This window comes from Paenibacillus sp. LS-5 (assembly GCF_056121505.1).
Genome location: NZ_JBWAVA010000022.1, coordinates 43,961 through 62,606, shown reverse-complemented (window position 1 = coordinate 62,606; position 18,646 = coordinate 43,961). Strand labels below are relative to the sequence as shown.

General features: G+C 51.2%; 13 protein-coding genes and 1 pseudogene. 13 read left to right on the top strand and 1 reads right to left on the bottom strand.

Going from position 1 to position 18,646, the window contains the following annotated elements:
* Positions 1 to 90: 90 nt before the first annotated feature.
* The 10 genes and pseudogenes from AC0MA3_RS23730 (at position 91) to AC0MA3_RS23685 (ending at position 12,993) form a co-directional block, all read left to right on the top strand.
* Positions 91 to 1,626, top strand: coding sequence for a DUF4153 domain-containing protein (locus tag AC0MA3_RS23730; RefSeq protein ID WP_474658055.1), 1,536 nt, complete (start codon positions 91 to 93; stop codon positions 1,624 to 1,626).
* A 107-nt stretch (positions 1,627 to 1,733) separates the two neighbouring features.
* On the top strand, positions 1,734 to 2,429 hold the full coding sequence (locus AC0MA3_RS23725; protein ID WP_379153478.1) for a Crp/Fnr family transcriptional regulator: 696 nt from the start codon (positions 1,734 to 1,736) through the stop codon (positions 2,427 to 2,429).
* Positions 2,430 to 2,685: 256 nt separating this feature from the next.
* A complete protein-coding gene (locus AC0MA3_RS23720; RefSeq protein ID WP_474658054.1) occupies positions 2,686 to 4,383 on the top strand; it encodes a methyl-accepting chemotaxis protein in 1,698 nt (565 codons plus the stop codon).
* A gap of 205 nt (positions 4,384 to 4,588) precedes the next feature.
* Positions 4,589 to 5,509 carry a cysteine synthase A gene (gene cysK, locus AC0MA3_RS23715; protein ID WP_474658053.1) on the top strand — a complete coding sequence of 307 codons (921 nt, stop codon included), beginning with the start codon at positions 4,589 to 4,591 and terminating at the stop codon, positions 5,507 to 5,509.
* 32 nt (positions 5,510 to 5,541) lie between these two features.
* The gene (locus tag AC0MA3_RS23710; protein WP_474658052.1) at positions 5,542 to 6,561 is read left to right on the top strand and encodes a hypothetical protein; all 1,020 of its coding nucleotides are present in this window, start codon (positions 5,542 to 5,544) and stop codon (positions 6,559 to 6,561) included.
* A gap of 265 nt (positions 6,562 to 6,826) precedes the next feature.
* Positions 6,827 to 7,603, top strand: coding sequence for a sensor histidine kinase (locus AC0MA3_RS23705; protein WP_474658051.1), 777 nt, complete (start codon positions 6,827 to 6,829; stop codon positions 7,601 to 7,603).
* Positions 7,600 to 8,265 (top strand): response regulator, encoded by a 666-nt coding sequence (locus tag AC0MA3_RS23700; RefSeq protein ID WP_474658050.1) that lies wholly within the window; start codon positions 7,600 to 7,602, stop codon positions 8,263 to 8,265. Before AC0MA3_RS23705 ends, AC0MA3_RS23700 begins: the two co-directional genes overlap by 4 nt.
* A 15-nt stretch (positions 8,266 to 8,280) precedes the next feature.
* Positions 8,281 to 8,940, top strand: a complete 660-nt coding sequence (locus AC0MA3_RS23695) for a YcnI family copper-binding membrane protein (protein ID WP_474658049.1) — start codon at positions 8,281 to 8,283, stop codon at positions 8,938 to 8,940.
* A 435-nt stretch (positions 8,941 to 9,375) separates the two neighbouring features.
* A pseudogene (locus tag AC0MA3_RS23690) lies at positions 9,376 to 12,210 on the top strand (X2-like carbohydrate binding domain-containing protein); the annotation flags it as partial.
* Between the two features lie 30 nt (positions 12,211 to 12,240).
* On the top strand, positions 12,241 to 12,993 hold the full coding sequence (locus AC0MA3_RS23685; protein WP_474658067.1) for a X2-like carbohydrate binding domain-containing protein: 753 nt from the start codon (positions 12,241 to 12,243) through the stop codon (positions 12,991 to 12,993).
* A 160-nt stretch (positions 12,994 to 13,153) separates the two neighbouring features.
* Here AC0MA3_RS23685 and AC0MA3_RS23680 read toward each other — a convergent pair whose 3' ends face one another.
* Entirely contained in the window at positions 13,154 to 13,894 is a 741-nt protein-coding gene (locus AC0MA3_RS23680) for an SDR family NAD(P)-dependent oxidoreductase (protein WP_474658048.1), read from the bottom strand.
* A gap of 169 nt (positions 13,895 to 14,063) precedes the next feature.
* Between AC0MA3_RS23680 and AC0MA3_RS23675 the strand changes: the two genes are divergently transcribed.
* The 3 genes from AC0MA3_RS23675 to AC0MA3_RS23665 all read left to right on the top strand — a co-directional run bounded on the left by AC0MA3_RS23675 (position 14,064) and on the right by AC0MA3_RS23665 (position 18,574).
* Positions 14,064 to 14,951, top strand: coding sequence for a LysR family transcriptional regulator (locus AC0MA3_RS23675; RefSeq protein ID WP_474658066.1), 888 nt, complete (start codon positions 14,064 to 14,066; stop codon positions 14,949 to 14,951).
* 556 nt (positions 14,952 to 15,507) lie between these two features.
* A complete protein-coding gene (locus AC0MA3_RS23670; RefSeq protein WP_474658047.1) occupies positions 15,508 to 16,131 on the top strand; it encodes a hypothetical protein in 624 nt (207 codons plus the stop codon).
* A 253-nt stretch (positions 16,132 to 16,384) separates the two neighbouring features.
* Positions 16,385 to 18,574: an alpha-galactosidase gene (locus AC0MA3_RS23665; RefSeq protein WP_474658046.1), complete on the top strand. Its 2,190-nt coding sequence runs from the start codon at positions 16,385 to 16,387 to the stop codon at positions 18,572 to 18,574.
* Positions 18,575 to 18,646 lie beyond the last annotated feature (72 nt).

Below are 18,646 nucleotides of genomic sequence, written 5' to 3'. Positions count from 1 at the left end.
TAGGAAATAATCCGCATATTCTTTCTCTTTTTCTTCTTATTTTATCAGTTAAAATCAGGGTGAGAAAGCAAAAAGATGGGGGTATTTACAATGAATGATCTATCCGTATCGAATCCGGAACGGACTCTCCAGGCTTTGGGAGCGGCTTTTCTGCTGGCGGCCGTGAACCAGTATCTGTTTTACGGGGCCATACCGGGAGTTTCCTATCCGATTTTTGTGTGTTTATTTTATATGTTTGTACTCTATTTTGCCAAAGAGAAGATGCGTCCGCCTTCAGTGGTTAGCTATGTCTGGGTGGGAGCAATCCTGCTTCTCTCCCTGACCTATGCACTGTTTGCGAACTGGTTATTCTTCGGACTGAACCTGCTGGTCATTCCGGCGCTGATCATATTACATATGACCTACATGCTTAGCTATAAACAGCCCTCCTGGAGCGGGATCGGGATTATCGGTGCGGCTGCAGAGCATTTTTTTGCCCAAAGTCTGCGGCACTGGGGAACTGCTCCAAGAATTATCCGCAGAATCTTCGGCGGGGAGAAAATACAGGATGAACGCAAGCAGGTGCTGATCAAAGTGCTGATTGGACTAGGAATTTCTTTGCCGCTGCTGCTCATTGTAACCTCACTTCTCTCCTCGGCAGACGGGGTATTCCATGAGCTGCTGTCTAAGTTCCCGCAGATGCTGGAACGGATTTCTTTTGGCGAAGGGTTTGCACGTCTGTTATGGATCATTCTGCTGGGTCTGGGCATGTTCGGTCTCCTTTGGGGTTATGTCGATCACAAGGTATATGTATGGAATCCTAAGCCGGAGCTGAATATGGAAAATATACCAGCCCAGGGTTCTGCTCTCCAGCTGATGCCTGAGCCTTTATCACTGAAAGTGGATCCGGTAATTCTTACTACCATTCTCACGGTCATCAATACGGTATATGTACTGTTTGTCAGTATACAATTTTCCTACCTTTTCGGTGCCTGGGATGGCATTTTGCCGGAGGGAAGCACATATGCCGATTACGCGCGGAACGGTTTTTTTGAGCTGATCCTGGTGACTTCGATCAACTTCATTCTGCTCCTGCTGTCCTTACATTCGGATAGACCTGAGAGAAGCGTAATGCGTACAACCATTCATATTCTGCTCTACATCCTTGTACTCTGTTCTGTAATCATGCTGTATTCTGCCTATTCCCGGCTGATGCTGTATGAAGAAGCTTACGGCTATACGTATATCCGGTTTCTGGTGCATGCGTTTATGATCTTCCTCGGGCTGCTCTTAGTGCTGGCGGCGGTGCGGATCAGCCGGGTGCAGTTCCCGCTCGCACAGTGCTGTCTTGCTCTATGCCTGCTCTCTTACGTGCTGGTGAACTATCTCGGCATGGATCATATTATTGCGAAGCAGAATATCCAGCGTTATCAGAAGAGTGGCGTACTCGACACCAGCTATTTATCCCAGCTGTCACCGGACGTTATGCCGCTGCTGATTGACTTCAATAAGCAGGAGAACGGCAAACTGGATGCCATCCTCCGTGAAAAGTGGGAAAGTCAGCCGCAGGCCACGCACCGATGGACATCCTTTAATGTCGCGAAGGATCGTGCAGAGCGGGCTTTGGAGCATTATTTTGGAGAGTAGAATGATGCAGCCGCATACGGTGAATTCCTGAGTACAGAGAAGTTGGCTGCTTCCCCGGTGCTGTGTTACATTTAGTTCATTCGTGACAGGACGGGGGGAGCTGCTTTATGCAGTGGATTGCAGACCGGAATCAGGTTAGTGCTTTGGCCGGGCAAAATGGTCTGGAGGATATATTCAGCAGTAGGGTGATTGCCTTAATGGAGCTGCGGCGCTACAGTGACGGGGAAGCCATATGTTTGGTGGGGGATCACCTGGAGCATCTGTATATTCTGGTGCAGGGCAGGCTTAAGATTCATACACTGCTGCCTAACGGAAAATCACTGCTGGTGCGTTTTGCGAGACCGATGTCTTTGATCGGAGATGTGGAGCTGCTGCAGCAATATCCGGTTAAGAATGAAGTGGTATCGGTGGACGATAGTCTGCTGCTGGTGGCCGGACGCGAGTTAATTCTTAAGGAATTGGAGCAAAATACGGCACTGCTTCGTTTTCTGGTGGGAGAGCTTAGTCACAAAATGTATACGCTGGGTCAGACTACGGCACTGAATTTGCTATATCCGCTGGAAAACCGTTTTGCCAGCTACCTGCTGTCCCTGTTTGCAGACAGTGGCGGGCAACGCGTGGAAGAGATCCGTACCTCTACACTTGCTGAAACTGCAGATTTGCTCGGGACCAGTTACCGGCATCTGAACCGGATAGTGCGCCGTTTTGTCGAGGAAGGGATCATTGAGCGCAGGAAAGGGAGCCTCAGTGTGCTGGACCAGGACAAGCTGGCTCTGCTGGCGAATGGCAATCTGTATGAGTAAACCACAACCGTCAATTTCGGCCTTAGGCTGGAGGACGGTTTTTTTGTGTTTTCAAGTATCGCTGATATCCATAGACAACTCTTAGCTCTGCTTCAGCTTCATTTAAGCTTGGAGAAGTAGGATGAAACTATCAGGAAATACTTAACTTCAATAGAGGGAAGGGGAGCGTAGAGCCTATTATAGCAATTGTTCTTTACATAATAGAGAACCATGTTGCAGCACGCTAATTAGTACATACAGATACGGAGGAATACTTATGATGTTCACCAAAATTCGCGCCAAAATATTACTCGGCTTCACCGCAGTTATTATTGTGTTTCTTGTCGCTATTGCCGGCAATACCTTCTTTCAAAGCAAGGTCAGCATGCTTACGGATCAGATTAACCGTAATTACAGCAAGCTGTCGCTCGTGCAGGGGCTGACGGACAAAATCCGTACAGCTGACGGCCTGGCGGCAAGGTATGTGATGAGCAACACCGATGAGGAACGGACGACATATCTGACCAGCTATGAAGCCCAGATTCCTGTAATTACAGAGGCGGTCAAGGAACTCCAGGCCACCGGGCTTAGCGAAGCCGAGCAGGCGGGAATTACCAATCTGCAGAATGAGTGGAGTAATTATCTAACCGTGCTGGAAAGTGCCTTTGCGCAGGCAAAAGAAGGGAATTTCCCTGTAGCCCAAAAGGCGTTCACGACGCTTTCTCTGGACAAAATTATAGATTCCCAGCTGGTGCTTCAGAACGTGCTAACCGAAGAAATCCAGAAGGAGCAGAGCGAGGCAGCCAATCACCGCGGTTTGGCGATGGCCGTCAGCCTGGGCGTGACGGGTCTGTCTGTACTGCTAGCAGCAGGGATTGCACTGCTCTTGTCGGCGCGGATCCTGAAGCCGCTTCGCCATGTCAATGCACAACTGAAGGAAATTGCCGACGGCGATGCTGACCTGACCCGCAAGCTGACGATAGGGAGTAAAGATGAAATCGGGGAATTGGCCCATAACTTCAACAAGATGACGGATAATCTGGCTGTGATGATCGGGCAGGTGACAGAGTCGGCAAGCGGACTGGCAGCTTCCTCCGTACAACTAACTTCAGACAGTGGGATTACTGCCGAGGCTACTGAGAAGATCGCAGGCATTATGGGCGAGGTAGCCTCAGGCAATGACCGCCAGATGAATGATCTGCAGACCAATATGACCACAATTGTGGAGATGTCCATTGGCATTCAGCAGATCGCTTCCAGTGTGCAGGATATTTCTGAAGCTTCGATCCAATCAAGCGAATATGCCGTTGCTGGTGACAAGTCCCTTCAGGCCGCGGTTCAGCAGATGGCTTCAATCAACAGTTCCATCCAGACATTGTCCAGTCAGGTGCTGAGCTTCGTGGGCCGTTCAAGTGAGATTGCCAGCATTGTGGATGTCATCAAGGGTATCGCCTCGCAGACCAATATGCTGGCTCTGAACGCAACGATTGAAGCGGCACGGGCCGGAGAGCAGGGACGCGGGTTCGCCGTGGTCGCTGATCAGGTCCGCAAGCTGGCTGAGCAGTCTGGTGAATCAGCCAATCTCATTGCCGTGATGGCAGCAGGTATTCAGTCCGATGCAGACGATGCGGTGAAGATCATGAAGAACAGCATGAACGAGGTACAGGGAGGGACGGCGATTATTGAAGAAGCTGGCAGATCCTTTGGCGGAATCCGCAGTTCCATCGACGCCCTGGCTGGCCAAGTGCAGGAGGTTTCCGGAGCGGTGGAGGAAATTACAGCAGCTACTGAAGAAATTGTGGAGTCTATACGCACCGTGGTGTTAATCTCTGAGACTACTGCAGCGAATACGCAACAGGCTTCTGCTGCTTCACAGGAACAGATGGCCTCGGTTGAGCAAATCGCCTCCTCCGCAAGCGTCCTGAACGCTATGGCTCAAGGGCTGCAAGGATTGGTTGCCAGATTTATTGTATAACTATTGGACTGTACTACAGCAAAGCTTGATCTACGGTTCATGCAGCTTTGAAATCTGGGCCCTGCCGGAGACGGCGGGGCCTCTTTTTGGGTCTTTCTTCAAGATTTGCTTATAATGAAGCTGAATATCAGACAATCGACAAGAGCAGTCCTGCAGCGCTACAATGAGTGATAAACAGCACAACAAGTAATTAGGAGGTTTACCCATGTCATCTCTAGTAGTTAACAATATTACGGAATTAATCGGCCATACACCGGTGGTTCGCTTGAACCGTCTGACCGGGCCTCAGGATGCCGAGCTGTATGTGAAGCTGGAAATGTTCAACCCCAGCGGCAGCGTGAAAGACCGGGCGGCCTATAATCTGATTCACCAGGCTGAGTTAGCCGGAAACCTGAAGCCGGGCGGAACGATTATTGAACCGACGAGCGGAAATACCGGCATCGGACTGGCTATGAACGCCGCGGCCAAAGGCTACAAAGCCATCCTGGTGATGCCGGATAATATGACAAAGGAACGGATCAATATTCTAAAAGCATACGGGGCAGAAGTTGTTCTGACCCCCGCAGCGGACCGGATGCCCGGAGCCATTGCTAAGGCGCTGGAGCTGGGCAAGGGAATCCCAGACAGCTTCATTCCGCAGCAGTTCGAGAACAAAGCAAATCCCGATATTCACCGGACCACAACAGCACCGGAGATTTTGGCGCAAATGGAAGGACGGCTGGATGTGTTCGTAGCCACCTCAGGAACTGGAGGTACGATCACAGGAACCGGAGAGGTGCTGCGTCAGCGGCTGCCTGAGATCCGCATTGTTGTGGTGGAGCCTCAGGGCTCTCCTGTACTCTCCGGTGGACAGCCCGGGCCGCATAAGCTGGTGGGGACCAGCCCGGGGTTTGTACCTGCGATCCTGAATACCGAAGTATATGATGAGATTGTCCAGGTCTCTGATGAGGATGCACTGGAGACGGTCAGACGCCTGGCCAGCACAGAGGGAATCCTGATCGGGCCTTCCGGCGGAGCGGCGGTATGGACGGCGCTTCAGGAAGCACGGCGGCTCGGCAGCGGCAAAAGGGTGCTGTGCATCGCTCCCGACACGGGTGAACGTTACCTGAGTATGGGTATATTTTAGAACCATATGATTTTGTCCAGGAGGGTACATCAATGCTGAAGCGGCTTGGAATTTCTGTAATGGTCTTTGTGCTGCTGGCCGGATGCTCATCGCAGGAAGCGGACTCAACGGACGGGCTTAATCCAGGCGCTTCCCCTACAGCCTCCGCAGAACAGAGCGATCGGCCAGCGCCGCTATCACCAGCGGCAACAGATGACGTTAATGTGCCCTCTGACGAGGCAACAGCTGCTAGTAATGATCCATCTTCAACTGCACCCACAACGGTACTAGTGCCAACTCTGGATCCAGCGAGTCTGACTGCAAACTTCGGGTTTGCAGATAGCACAGGCAAGCACATATTGGCGGCATGGGAAGATGATAGCAAGCTGGTGGAGATGAAAAAGCTGAATAGGGCTGTTGGCCACAACGGCCAGCTGCTCACTGTAAGATTCGAGAAATGGCAGCCTGGCCATGCAGAGACGAATGGTAGAGATCTGGCAAATAATTTTGCCAATTTGTCGGGATATGTTTTTACTGTAGAAGAAGGCAGTGCCGCAACAGATGAGACCTACTACTTGGCAGTTTCTGGAGTATTTGCTCCAGGGGCGCTGCTTGCAGTCAAACCTTCGGTAGACCAGCTACACCAGCTAAAAGCTGATCATCCGGTGCGGACGGCAATCTTTGCGCTTAAGCAGCGGGAAATTCAATCGATCTGGAAACTGGCAGACCTGGCAGACCCGACCGGTGAGCTCCATTTGTATCTGGTTCAGTTCGCGAGACAGGATAAGAATATGCTGTTTAGTCTGGTTCTGCAAAAGAATACCGAGCTCAGCTTCACGGACTATCCTGCTGTCATCCAGGACAATGAATATTCAGTCTGGCGCGTCGATGACGGGGGCGAAATCCTACCGGAGATGTTCTCACTGCTCTTTGCGGCAAGGACTGCAACCGGTGTAGCGCTTGGTATCAACTGGTGGGGTGCGGAAGGTGTGAATTCGTTTTTCCTTCTTCAGCAGGGGGCATATATGAAGGAAATGGATATCCGCTATAGCCGATACACCTCACCTTTGTAGAGTGGTGGTTGGACAGTGTCCGTCTGAATGAATGGATAATATACGGAATGAACGGATGTGGTGCGAGCCGCATCTGTTTTTGCGAAATTTTAAAATACTTATTTTTGTAACATTTATAACCGCGTTATAGCCCTAAAGAGTCATGCCCGGGTTAGCGGGAGAATGCTAATGTAATCCTAAGATTGGGGAGGCGACAGTAACGTATACAAGAATTAAACTGCTTATTCTGCTGCTTCCAACCGTTATGGTGGGCATCTGGGAGATTGTGCGCCATCAGTTCCTGATGCCTTATCTCTCCATGAACATGGGCAATTACTTAACACCGGTGCTTGTGTTCCTGTTCAGTATAATTCTGCTGGTACCGCTGTTCTCTCTGATGGAAAAGAATGCCCGGGAACTGGAGCAGGAACGTGTGCTGAAGACGGCAATGGAGGCCCGGGAGGCGCTGGCGAGAGAGCTTCATGACGGGATGGCCCAGTCCTTATTTTTGCTGTCGGTACGGATTGACCGTCTGGAACAGAAGCAGGAGCGGGGCGAGATGAACGGAGAATCGATCAGGCAGCTCAAAAAAACCGTACATGAGGTCAACCGTTATGTCCGGCAGGCTATATCGAATCTGAAGGTTCCGGTTGCGGGCCCGCAGGCATCTCTGCTCATGTTGTCTGTCCAGGGGCAGCTGGCACAGATTGCGGATGAGGTGTCGGTTGAGGTAGCCTTGGACTGGAATCTGCGGGAGGACATCTTCAGTGCTGCTGAACAAGTTGAGCTGCTCGCCTGCATCCGTGAGGCAATGGTTAATGTACGCAAACATACCCGCGCGGGCAAGGTTGCGATTTCTGGACGGGAAGATGGGCGGGGCTGGCGGGTTGGAGTCTCTGATGACGGTGCCGGAATCCGGCACGAGGACCCTTTTGCCGTCAACGGAAGTTATGGTCTGCAGATCATGAAAGAACGTGTTGAGAGCATGGGATGGACGCTTACACTGAAGTCGGGAGAATCCGGAACCACTATAGAGATCGCGAAAGGAGGAGACTCTTTATGAATCGCCACCGGGTGCTTGTAGTGGATGATCATGCTCATGCCCGCGAGGCGATGTGCGAGATTATGGCGATGGATGAGCGTTTTGAGATTATTGGTGCGGTGGGGAGCGGTGCTGAAGCTATAGAGTGGACAAGTCAGTGGATGCCTGATTTGATTCTGATCGACATTCAGATGCCGGAAATGGATGGCTTGGAGACTACACGGCGGATCAAACAGGAATACCCCTATGTCAAAATCGTAATCGTAACCGTTTCCGACGAAATCTCCTATTTATTCGAGGCGCTGAAGCAGGGGGCACAAGGGTATCTGCTGAAAAATCTGGCTCCGTCCACATGGATTGAATATCTGCTCGCCATTGTCAGTGAGGAGGTTCCGCTGAGCCGGGAGCTGGCTTTTCAGATTCTGAAGGAATTTGCGGTCACATCCGTTAAGGAAGAGGGGCAAGCATTAACGGCACGGGAGAGGGAAATACTGGGCTGTGTATCCTCCGGTTCCACCAATAAGGAAATTGCGGCAACGCTCGGCATATCGGAGCATACGGTCAAAAACCATCTCAAAAACATCCTCCAGAAGCTGCAGCTGCAGAACCGAACACAGCTGACACGGTATGCCCTGGAGCAGGGAATCGCTCCGCGAGAACGGGACTTTCCCAAGAAAAAATAGAGGAGGACGTTTCAATTGAATAGGCTTTTTCGTAAAATAATGATCCTGGCCGCACCATCGGCCGCAGCTCTAATGTTGTTAACAGCAGTGGCCAGTGCGCATGTGACTGTGGCACCTACAGAATCAACCATCGGTGCTTGGGAGACATATACCCTGAAAGTGCCGTCCGAAAAAGATGCTGCGACCGTGCAGATCGACCTGCGCATTCCCGAAGGGGCAGAATTCAAACAGTACGAGCCTGTACCAGGTTGGAAAGTGGCGATTGACGGCAATAAAATTAGCTGGACATCGACTGGAGCAGGGATAGAGGCCGGGCAGTTCCAACGTTTTTACTTCACGGCCAAAAATCCGGATACTGCGGGTGAAATCGCCTGGGATGCCTACCAGCATTATGCCGACGGCAGTCTGGTTCAATGGTCCGGTGATGAAGGAGCCGATACTCCTCATGCCATCACCGAGATTGTACAAGCAGCGTCAGGGAGCAGCGGCCACTCTCACAGCTCGGCGGATATGAGCGCGGGTGCCCAAGATTCGATGAGCATGGACGAACACAATGCGATAATGGGAGAACTTGACACCAAAGCAGACGTTTCTCCACTGCTGTACATTACGATGGGCATTTCTCTGCTGTCATTTTTGCTGGCGTCCATTGGGCTGCTGCGTAGAAGGGGATAGAACATATCCGATGCAGGACGTAAAAGCCCAGCAATGCTGCTAATAATGCTATCCCTCTGCTGTGATGCTGTATTCACAGCAAGGAATAGTTTTTTTTATGTGATTATCCTCCGTCTAAACACAGGCAGAAGAAACATTTTATACTTAATATGTAATTTATAGTGTGAAAATGGTACGTAAACAGGCGACCATTTTCCCGCAAAATCAACCATTTTCCATATCATATTATAATATTTTCCAATTATAATGTAAGCGTTACCATATGTACAAGCTGCTGTTTGCCGGATTAGATCGGGGATCAGGAAGGAGGGGCAAGAAGACGGGAAAAGCCCAAGAACCACAAGGAATGGACTGGGAACAATTAAATCATAGGAGGCGTAAATCGTGACACGTAAACGTATCCGAAAACTGGGTCTGGTTGTACTGCTGGCCGCTATGACAAGCTCGTTATTCACCGCCTTTCCAGCGATTACCCGAGCAGCGGCAAGCGAAGCCTACAACTGGAAGAGTGTCGTCACCGGCGCAGGCGGAGGTTTTGTGCCCGGCATTATTTTTAATCAGAGTGAACCGAATTTAATCTATGCACGCACTGATATCGGCGGTGCCTACCGCTGGAATCAAACCACTGGCAGTTGGGTATCCATCAGCGATGCGGTAGGCTGGGTAGACTGGAACAAGAACGGTGTAGATGCACTCGCTACAGACCCCATTAATCCGGACAAGGTATATATGGCTACAGGAACCTATACCAACAGCTGGGATGATAACGGGCAGATTATGCGCTCCAGCGACCGGGGGAATACCTGGCAGTCTACTCCGCTGCCGTTCAAGGTTGGGGGCAATATGCCCGGCCGGTCTGCAGGGGAGCGCCTGGTCATTGACCCTAACAAGAACAACATTCTCTTTTTTGGAGCGCGAAGCGGCAATGGCTTATGGAAAAGTGCAGACTCGGGTGTTACCTGGTCGAAGGTAAGCTCCTTCCCGAATGTGGGCACCTATATTCAGAATCCGACGCTTGAATACGGTAATGACCTGGTCGGATTGTCGTGGATTACTTTTGATAAAAGCACCGGCACGCTAGGCAACGCCACACAAACAATCTATGTGGGTGTTGCGGATACCGCTAGCAGTGTCTACCGCAGTACTAACGGCGGAGCAACGTGGACGGCAGTTCCCGGACAGCCAACCGGCCTCCTGCCTCATCATGGGGTGCTGTCTTCTAATGGAGAACTTTACATCACCTACAGTAATGGTGTTGGCCCTTATGATGGAAGCAAGGGCGAAGTATGGAAGCTGAATACGGCAAGCGGAGCCTGGACCAACATCAGCCCGAGCACCGGAACGGATAACTGGTACGGCTTCGGCGGACTGGCCGTGGATGCCCAGCACCCGGATACCGTGATGGTATCGAGTCTGAATGCCTGGTGGCCGGACGAAGTGATCTTCCGCAGTACGAACGGCGGTGCCACTTGGAGCCGGATCTGGGACTGGGGCAGCTATCCTGAACGAAGCTACAAATTTGCCATGGACATCACCGCAGCGCCTTGGCTCAATCATGGAATCACTAACTCCACTTCACTGGATCCGTCTCCAAAACTGGGCTGGATGATGGGTGATCTGGAGATCGATCCGTTCAACTCCAACCGCATGATGTACGGCACAGGAGCGACGATCTATGGAACGAACAATCTGACCTCATGGGATACCGGTGGTACAGTAAATATTTCTGTGATGGCCAAAGGAGTAGAAGAAACGGCTGTTCTTGGCCTGATCAGCCCTCCTTCGGGAACCGCCCACCTGATTACAGCACTTGGGGACGTCTCCGGCTTCCGGTATGAAGATGTCACCCAGGCACCCGCCAAGTTCCAGACCAGCCCGTCCTGGGCAACAACAACAGGCATTGATTATGCGGAACTGAATCCTGCCTATGTTGTGCGTGTAGGAGGTGCTGATAAGGAGAAGACCCCGAGTATGAAATCGATCGGAATCTCCAATGACGGCGGCGTGAACTGGTATATGCCGAATGGCGAACCTTCGAACGGAACCAAGACTACCGCAGGACAAGGACAGGTTGCGGTATCGGCTAATGGCAATTCTATCCTGTGGAGCACTTCGGATATTGGAGTCTATTATTCCAAAACCACGGGCAACTCCTGGACTGCAAGCACCGGGGTTCCGGCAGGCGCCAAAGTGGCATCCGACCGGGTGAACCCTAACAAATTCTATGCTTTCTATGCCGGAACCTTCTATATCAGCACAGACGGTGGAGCTACCTTCACTGCCTCTGCGGCCTCGGGTTTGCCGACCAATAATGTAGGAGATCTGCAGCCGAATCAGGCGCAGGTCAGCATGAAAGCTGTGCCGGGTATCGAGGGCGACATCTGGTTTGCTGGCGGCAACGCAGTTGAGGGCAAATATGGCTTATGGCACTCTACCAATTCCGGGACAAGCTTCACCAAGCTAACTAACGTTGAGGAAAGCGATCTGATCGGCTTCGGAATGGCTGCTCCGGGCCAGAGTTATATGGCACTTTATACTGTAGCCAAAATCGATGGGGTCAGAGGTGTCTTCCGTTCTGATGATGCAGGCGCATCATGGGTTCGGATCAATGATGACGCCCATCAATATGCCAAAATCAACATGGCAATTACCGGAGACCCGCGGGTATATGGCCGTGTCTATCTCGGGACGAACGGAAGAGGCACACTCTATGCAGATCCGGTCAATCCTCCTGCCGCCGGCGCGTCGATTACACCAACGGCTGTCAGCTTCGATAAGAAGACTGCAAACCAGGCAGATCTCACAGTGACTCTGACACTGAATGGTGCTTCACTTAGCTCCATTAAGAACGGTTCGGCAACACTTACAGCTGGAACGGATTACAGCGTAAGCGGATCCGTTGTAACGATTAAGAAAGCTTATTTGGCAGCCCAGACAGTAGGCACTACCCAGCTATCTTTTAATTTCAGTGCGGGTGCTGCAAAAACACTGACCATAGCAGTTGTTGATACAACTGGGACAGCGAATTCCGCGATTACACCAGTCACAGCCAGCTTTGACAAGAAGACAGCGAATCAGGCAGATATTCCAGTAACGCTGACTCTGAATGGCAATACCCTCAGTTCGATCAAGAACGGTGCGGCTACCCTGTTGGCGGGTACGGATTATACGCTCAGCGGGACAACCGTAACGATCAAGAAAGAGTACCTGACGGCGCAGGCAGTGGGCATTACTACGCTAACCTTCAGCTTCAGCGCCGGAGCAGCGCAATCCCTGGCAGTCACTATTGGGGATACAACCGTGGCAGCCAATTCAGCCATTGCTCCGGGGAGCGCCAGCTTTGATAAGAAAACTGTGAATCAGGCAGATGTTCCAGTAACGCTGACTCTGAATGGCAATACCCTCAGCTCAATCAAGAACGGTGCGGTTACCCTGGTGTCCGGTACGGATTATACGCTGAGCGGGACAACCGTTACGATCAAGAAAGAGTACCTGGCGGCGCAGGGGGTAGGCACCACTACGCTAACCTTCAGCTTCAGCGCCGGAGCAGCGCAATCACTGGCAGTAAGTATTGTGGATACAACCGCCGCACCGGTTGGTGCACTTAAATTGCAGATGTTTAACGGTACAACAGCAGCAACGGTTCAATCCATTAATCCAAAGTTTAAGCTGGTCAATACAGGGACAAGCAGCATTTCGCTGGCAGACGTGAAATTAAGATACTACTACACCATTGACGGTGAACAAACTCAGAACTTCTTCTGTGACTGGTCTCAGGTCGGCAGTGCGAATGTTACAGGCAGCTTTGTCAAAATGCCGTCTGACAAGACTGGCGCAGATTATTACCTTGAGATTGGATTTACCAGTGCAGCTGGATCTTTGGCGGCTGGAGCAAGCGTTGACATCCAGATGCGGGCTGCGAAGTCGAACTGGAGCACCTACACGCAGACAGGAGACTTCTCCTTCAATGGGGCAGATACCAACTATGTAGACTGGATGAAAGCTCCGGTGTATCTTTCCGGAAATCTGGTATGGGGGAATGAACCTTCCTAACTTACCCGCATACCTGGATTAGAAGAACTTAACAGGGTTGTTGCAGAACATGAGCAGAGCAGTGATCATTCCTTTATTGGAGGATCACTGCTCTGCGTTTTTGTTGATGATAACGGGAAACCCGCTTTAGAGCTATAGGTTCGTTATTACGCTTGGGCCATTATAATGTCTGTCCGCTATCCGCCGTAATGATCTGGCCGGTCATTGCTTCCTGCTCCAGAGTGGAACAGATGAGGCGGGCTATATCCACCGGTTCAGCAATCCGCTGGAGCAGCAGATTCGGCGCAAGCTGGCGCATTTGTTCTTCCCGTCCCGTCCACCATCGCGTGGCGACTGCACCCGGTGCTACACAGTTGACCCGAATATGGGGAGAGAGTGCGCGGGCTAGGGATCGGGTTAATCCATGAACGGCCGCCTTGGATACAGCATAGGGAAGGGAGGAGCCAGTTCCTGTATTCCCGGCTATACTGCCAAGGTTAACAATAGCTCCTTGCTTGCTCTTGTTCATATGTGCCGCTGCTGCTCTTGCGCAGAAGAACATACCCTTGACGTTGACAGTGTACAGTTCATCCCATACCGCATCTGTAGCCGATTCAAGATCATCCATAGGAATATGTCTGGTGATGCTCGCATTATTCACGAGCAGGTCGATGGTACCGAAGGTTCCGGAGATCCTCTCAACCATATTTCTTACCTCCGCATCCCGCCCTACATCCGCTTGAACCGCAAGGGCCCGTCCGCCTTGATCAATGATCTGCTGAACTGTATCCATCGCTTCTGCTTCAGACCGTGAATAATTAACAGCGACTGTGGCTCCGCGTGCAGCCAGTTCGAGGCTAGTCGCCCGGCCAATCCCCGTTCCTCCACCTGTGACTAGTGCAACCTTTCCTGCTAATTCCATAAGTATCCACTCCTTGATGTTGTTTTTATCCTTATTTACAGTGTATACAACGCGCTGGATTTTGTATAATTGAATGAATTGAAGAAAGAATTCAATTTTGTTGAAGTGAATGTGAATGTGAGTGTAAGTATGAGTAAAGTGTATTCTGAGGTGGAGGGAGTGAAGGATGCTGGATCTGAAAACATTAAAAACCTTTCATGCCATCGTTCAGACCGGGAGCTTCAACCGGGCAGCAGAGGAACTGAACTATGCCCAATCTACGGTCACGATGCAAATTCAGAAGCTGGAATCTGATCTGGGAGTTATATTGCTGGAACGGGGCAAAGGGATCACATTAACCGAAGCCGGACGGTTATTCCATGAACAGAGCTTCAGAATTGTGAAGGATATGGAACGGCTGCAGAGCAGCATTGCAGATTTGAAGTCTGGTGAAGCGGGGAGTGTCCGCATCGGCGCGTCTGATCCGACAGCAAGCTACCGTCTGCCTGTCATCCTGAAGAAATTTATGACGCTATTTCCCAAAGTAGAGCTGTCCGTGGATATCGCGGGTTCAGGTGCGCTTTGTGAGCGGCTCCTGCACGGGGAATTGGATGTTGTACTCTGCTCCGCTCCGGAGCTGGGGAAGGAATTGCATTTTGAACCGATGTTTACAGAGGGATTTGTGCTGTTAATGCCGGAAGGCCATCCACTTGCATCTGAGCCTGTCATTACTGCAGATCATCTGCGCGGTCACTGCTTGCTGATTACTGCACCCGGTTGTCCTTACCGCAAAAAACTGGAGAGTGTGCTGAAGGAGTCTGCCGGACCGCCGCTGAGTACAATGGAAATCGGCAGCATGTCTGCACTGAAGTTCTATGTGCAGAGCGGCCTCGGAATTGCGCTTGTGCCTGAGGTTACGCTTGACCCGGTTCCTGCCGGAACTGTATTCCGGAGGCTGGAGGGCAAAGCTGTTGATATGACCTGCGGCATCATTTGCCGGATTGTGGATTACCCCTTGAAACCGGTCGTCCGCAGCATCTACGATTTCATCAGACAGGAGCTGGCTGCCCCTTTATGACCGGAACACGCATAAACCCCTATTGTTGATTTGCATCAACAATAGGGGTTTATGGTGTAGATACTATACCCATGTTTTTCTCAGACTCCTTATCCTATCCTTGTACTCAGCCGGGTAGAAATCGTCCGAGGCGGCACTAAATTTGCCCATCCTGTTTATGATTCTTCTCTAATTCATCCGCTGGTTAACGATTGGTCTCATGGTTCAATGTTTGAGCTATAAGAAGCTCATACCCTTTCGTCCTTGGATGGATTGAAAGTTTCAGCAACAGGATCAAAGATATAGTCTCAATCTCAGGAAGTTCATCTGCTAAAGATTGTTATCGGAGAGAATGTAGCTGCCCTCCGGCTTCTTTTCAGCAGTGTAGGTTTCCTTGAGTTGATAACTGAATTATACCCCCATTTCCCGGATTCGTAAAAAGGTGAATACTTTAAATTTGGGGCTGTTTTGAAAAACAATCCAATGTAAGCGCTCTTATTCTCCATTTTCCTTAGTTTATTGAGGTATAATTACTTACACAGAACCTTGAAGACCGTTAAGGGAAGGATGACAACCGATGAAGCTATATCAGATGAAGACAGAGCCGCTGGGTGTGGAGCGGGTGAAGGAGTTTTTGCAGGATAATTATGTATGTATCGGCTATATAGGTGTGGGGGACCTGGAGAATGCAGGCAAGGAGGAGATGCGTAGTCGTCTGATGCTTGCCGGGACTCCTGAAGGAACTGAACTGGACACTGCGCTGAATAATCTTCTGATATTCGTTCATGGTATGCAGGATGGAGATTATGTGCTGATAGCGGATGAAGAATGGGCGTATTTGGGTGATCTGGGTGATTATTTTTATGCGGATTCTTTTGATTCGGCAGAAGATGGGCGGTGCCACAGACGGGGAGTAACCTGGCTCAAAAGCGTTCCTGTTGCAATGCTTCATCACGCGCTGAGAGAGTGGTTAATGGAGAATGCGGTTGTCTCGCAATACACAGGGCCGTTGCCTGGTGCCAGACTTGATCTATGGATCACAGAGTCAACCATAGAAAGCCAGGCCAGCGAGAAAACAGATGGAAACGTGGACGGGGAAATGCTTGCCGAAGCGCTCGCTGTATTAAAGGCCGCACTGCAGAGTGAGGATGCGGAGCGGAGGGAACGGGCGGCTATCGCCATTCTGCAGTATGCAAAATGACCGCTGGCATTAATGAAATCGAAACGATTTCATAGTATACTAAGATAGCGCTAACAAAATTTAACCTTTGCTTGCGGAATAAGCCCGTTTCATTGAAGTTACATATGGATTTTGCTAACAAAAATGAAATTTATGCTTATTTAATGAGTTTTTTGCGGGGATGAAACACTAACAAATCCAGACGGGCGGATGCTTCCGGGTGCAAGTTGGAACAATTACTGCGAAGCTTCGCCCACAATTTTAGGAGGATCAAATGGGAATTCAGTATCATTCAGAAGATCGTATATTTCACATTCAGAGCCGTGCAACCAGCTATGTTATCCAGCTGCTTCCGACAGGAGTCCCAGCTCATGTCTATTGGGGCAGAGCCATTCGGCCAACCGCATTGTCTTCTATTCTCCAGCGGACGGAGCGTTGCTCTTTCTCACCTAGCCCCTACCCTGAGGATATGTCCATCTCCTATGATACGATTTCGCAGGAATATCCTTCGTATGGTGTCGGGGATTTCCGCCATCCTGCCTACCAGATTCAGGCACCTGGCGGAACGACGGCCTCCGAGGCCGTATATGATACCCATCGGATCTACAGCGGCAAACCCGCACTTGAAGGCCTCCCGGCGACTTATGCCGAGCATGAGGATGAAGCGGAGACTCTGGAGCTTGAACTGCTTGATACCCTAGCCGGGCTGCGGATCATACTCAGTTACACTGTATTTAATGAATTGAATGCGATTACGCGATCTGTTCGTTTTGTGAATGAAGGTGCAGGGGAGCTGAAGCTGCTGCGCGGACTCAGTATGAGTGTAGACTTGCGGGATTCCAGCTATGATCTGCTGCACTTGTCAGGCTCATGGGCAAGAGAACGTTATGTAGAACGCAGGCCGCTTGCATCAGGGATGCAAGGCGTAGAGAGCCGCAGAGGGGCAAGCAGCCATGCCCATAACCCGTTCATAGCCCTTCTATCAAAGGGGGCAGACGAAGATCATGGGGAGGTATATGGCGTCAGCTTGGTTTATAGCGGCAGTTTTACCGCTCAGGTTGAGGTTGAGCCGTATCAGACAACCCGCTTGTCGATGGGCATCAATCCCTTTGATTTCAACTGGTTGCTTGAGCCGGGAGAATCCTTCCAGACCCCGGAGGCAGTGCTTGTCTTCTCTGCTGCCGGCCTTGGCGCGATGTCCAGAACCTATCACAAGCTGTACCGTACGCGGCTGGCCCGCGGTACCTTCCGTGACCGTACACGTCCTGTGCTTGTGAATAACTGGGAGGCTACCTATTTTGATTTCACTGCCGATAAGATTGAAAATATCGCCCGGGCCGGTAGCGAGCTCGGCATGGAGCTGTTCGTCCTGGATGACGGCTGGTTCGGCCACCGGGACGATGACCGGAGCTCACTTGGAGACTGGGTGGTTGATCCGAACAAGCTGCCTGAAGGATTAGAGGACCTCGCCCGGCGGGTGAACCAGCTTGACATGCAGTTTGGCCTGTGGTTTGAACCGGAGATGATCTCGCCGGACAGTGAACTGTACCGACAGCATCCAGACTGGTGCCTCCATGTGCAGGGCCGCCGCAGAACGCTGGCCCGTACGCAGCTGGTGCTGGACTTCTCACGCGAGGAGGTCTGCCAGGCGATCGGTGACCGGATCGCGGCCGTTCTGCGGTCAGCACCGATCACCTATGTCAAATGGGATATGAACCGTAATATGACAGAGATCGGATCTGCACAGCTGCCACCGGAGAGACAAAGAGAAACGGCACACCGTTATATGCTTGGTCTATATGGTGTGCTTGAGCGGATCACTTCGGAATTCCCGAATGTGCTGTTCGAGAGCTGCTCCGGAGGCGGGGGACGCTTTGATCCCGGAATGCTCTTTTATATGCCTCAGACCTGGACGAGTGACAACACCGATGCCATCAGCCGGCTCAAAATCCAGTACGGCACAAGTATCGTCTATCCGCTGAGCGCCATGGGCAGCCATGTGTCGGCGGTTCCGAACCATCAGGTGCAGCGTAACACATCCCTCGAACTCCGTGGACATGTGGCCATGTCGGGTAATTTCGGCTATGAGCTGGATTTGACGAAGTTCACAGAGGAAGAAAAAGCAGCGGTAAAAGCTCAGGTGGCGCTCTACAAAGAACTGCGTACGCTTGTCCAGTTTGGAGAGCAGTACCGGCTTCGTAGTCCTTTTGAAGGGAATGAGACGGCGTGGCTGATTGCGGCGGAGGATCAGTCGGAAGCTGTGGTCGTCTATGTCCGCACCTTGGCTGAGCCCAATGATAAGCTATACCACTTGCGTCTTAAGGGTCTTGATCCGGCTGCAGATTATGAATGGCTGGAAGGCGGAGGCGTATATGGGGGCGACCATCTGATGTATGCGGGATTGCCGCTGCCTGCGTTACACGGTGATTTTCAAAGTGTCCTGTGGCGCTTCCGCAGAGTGTAGAGCTTGGGGATTGCCGCAGTGTTATGTTTAAGCAAAAAGAGCCATCCGGGTTGCCCGGATGGCTCTTTTTGG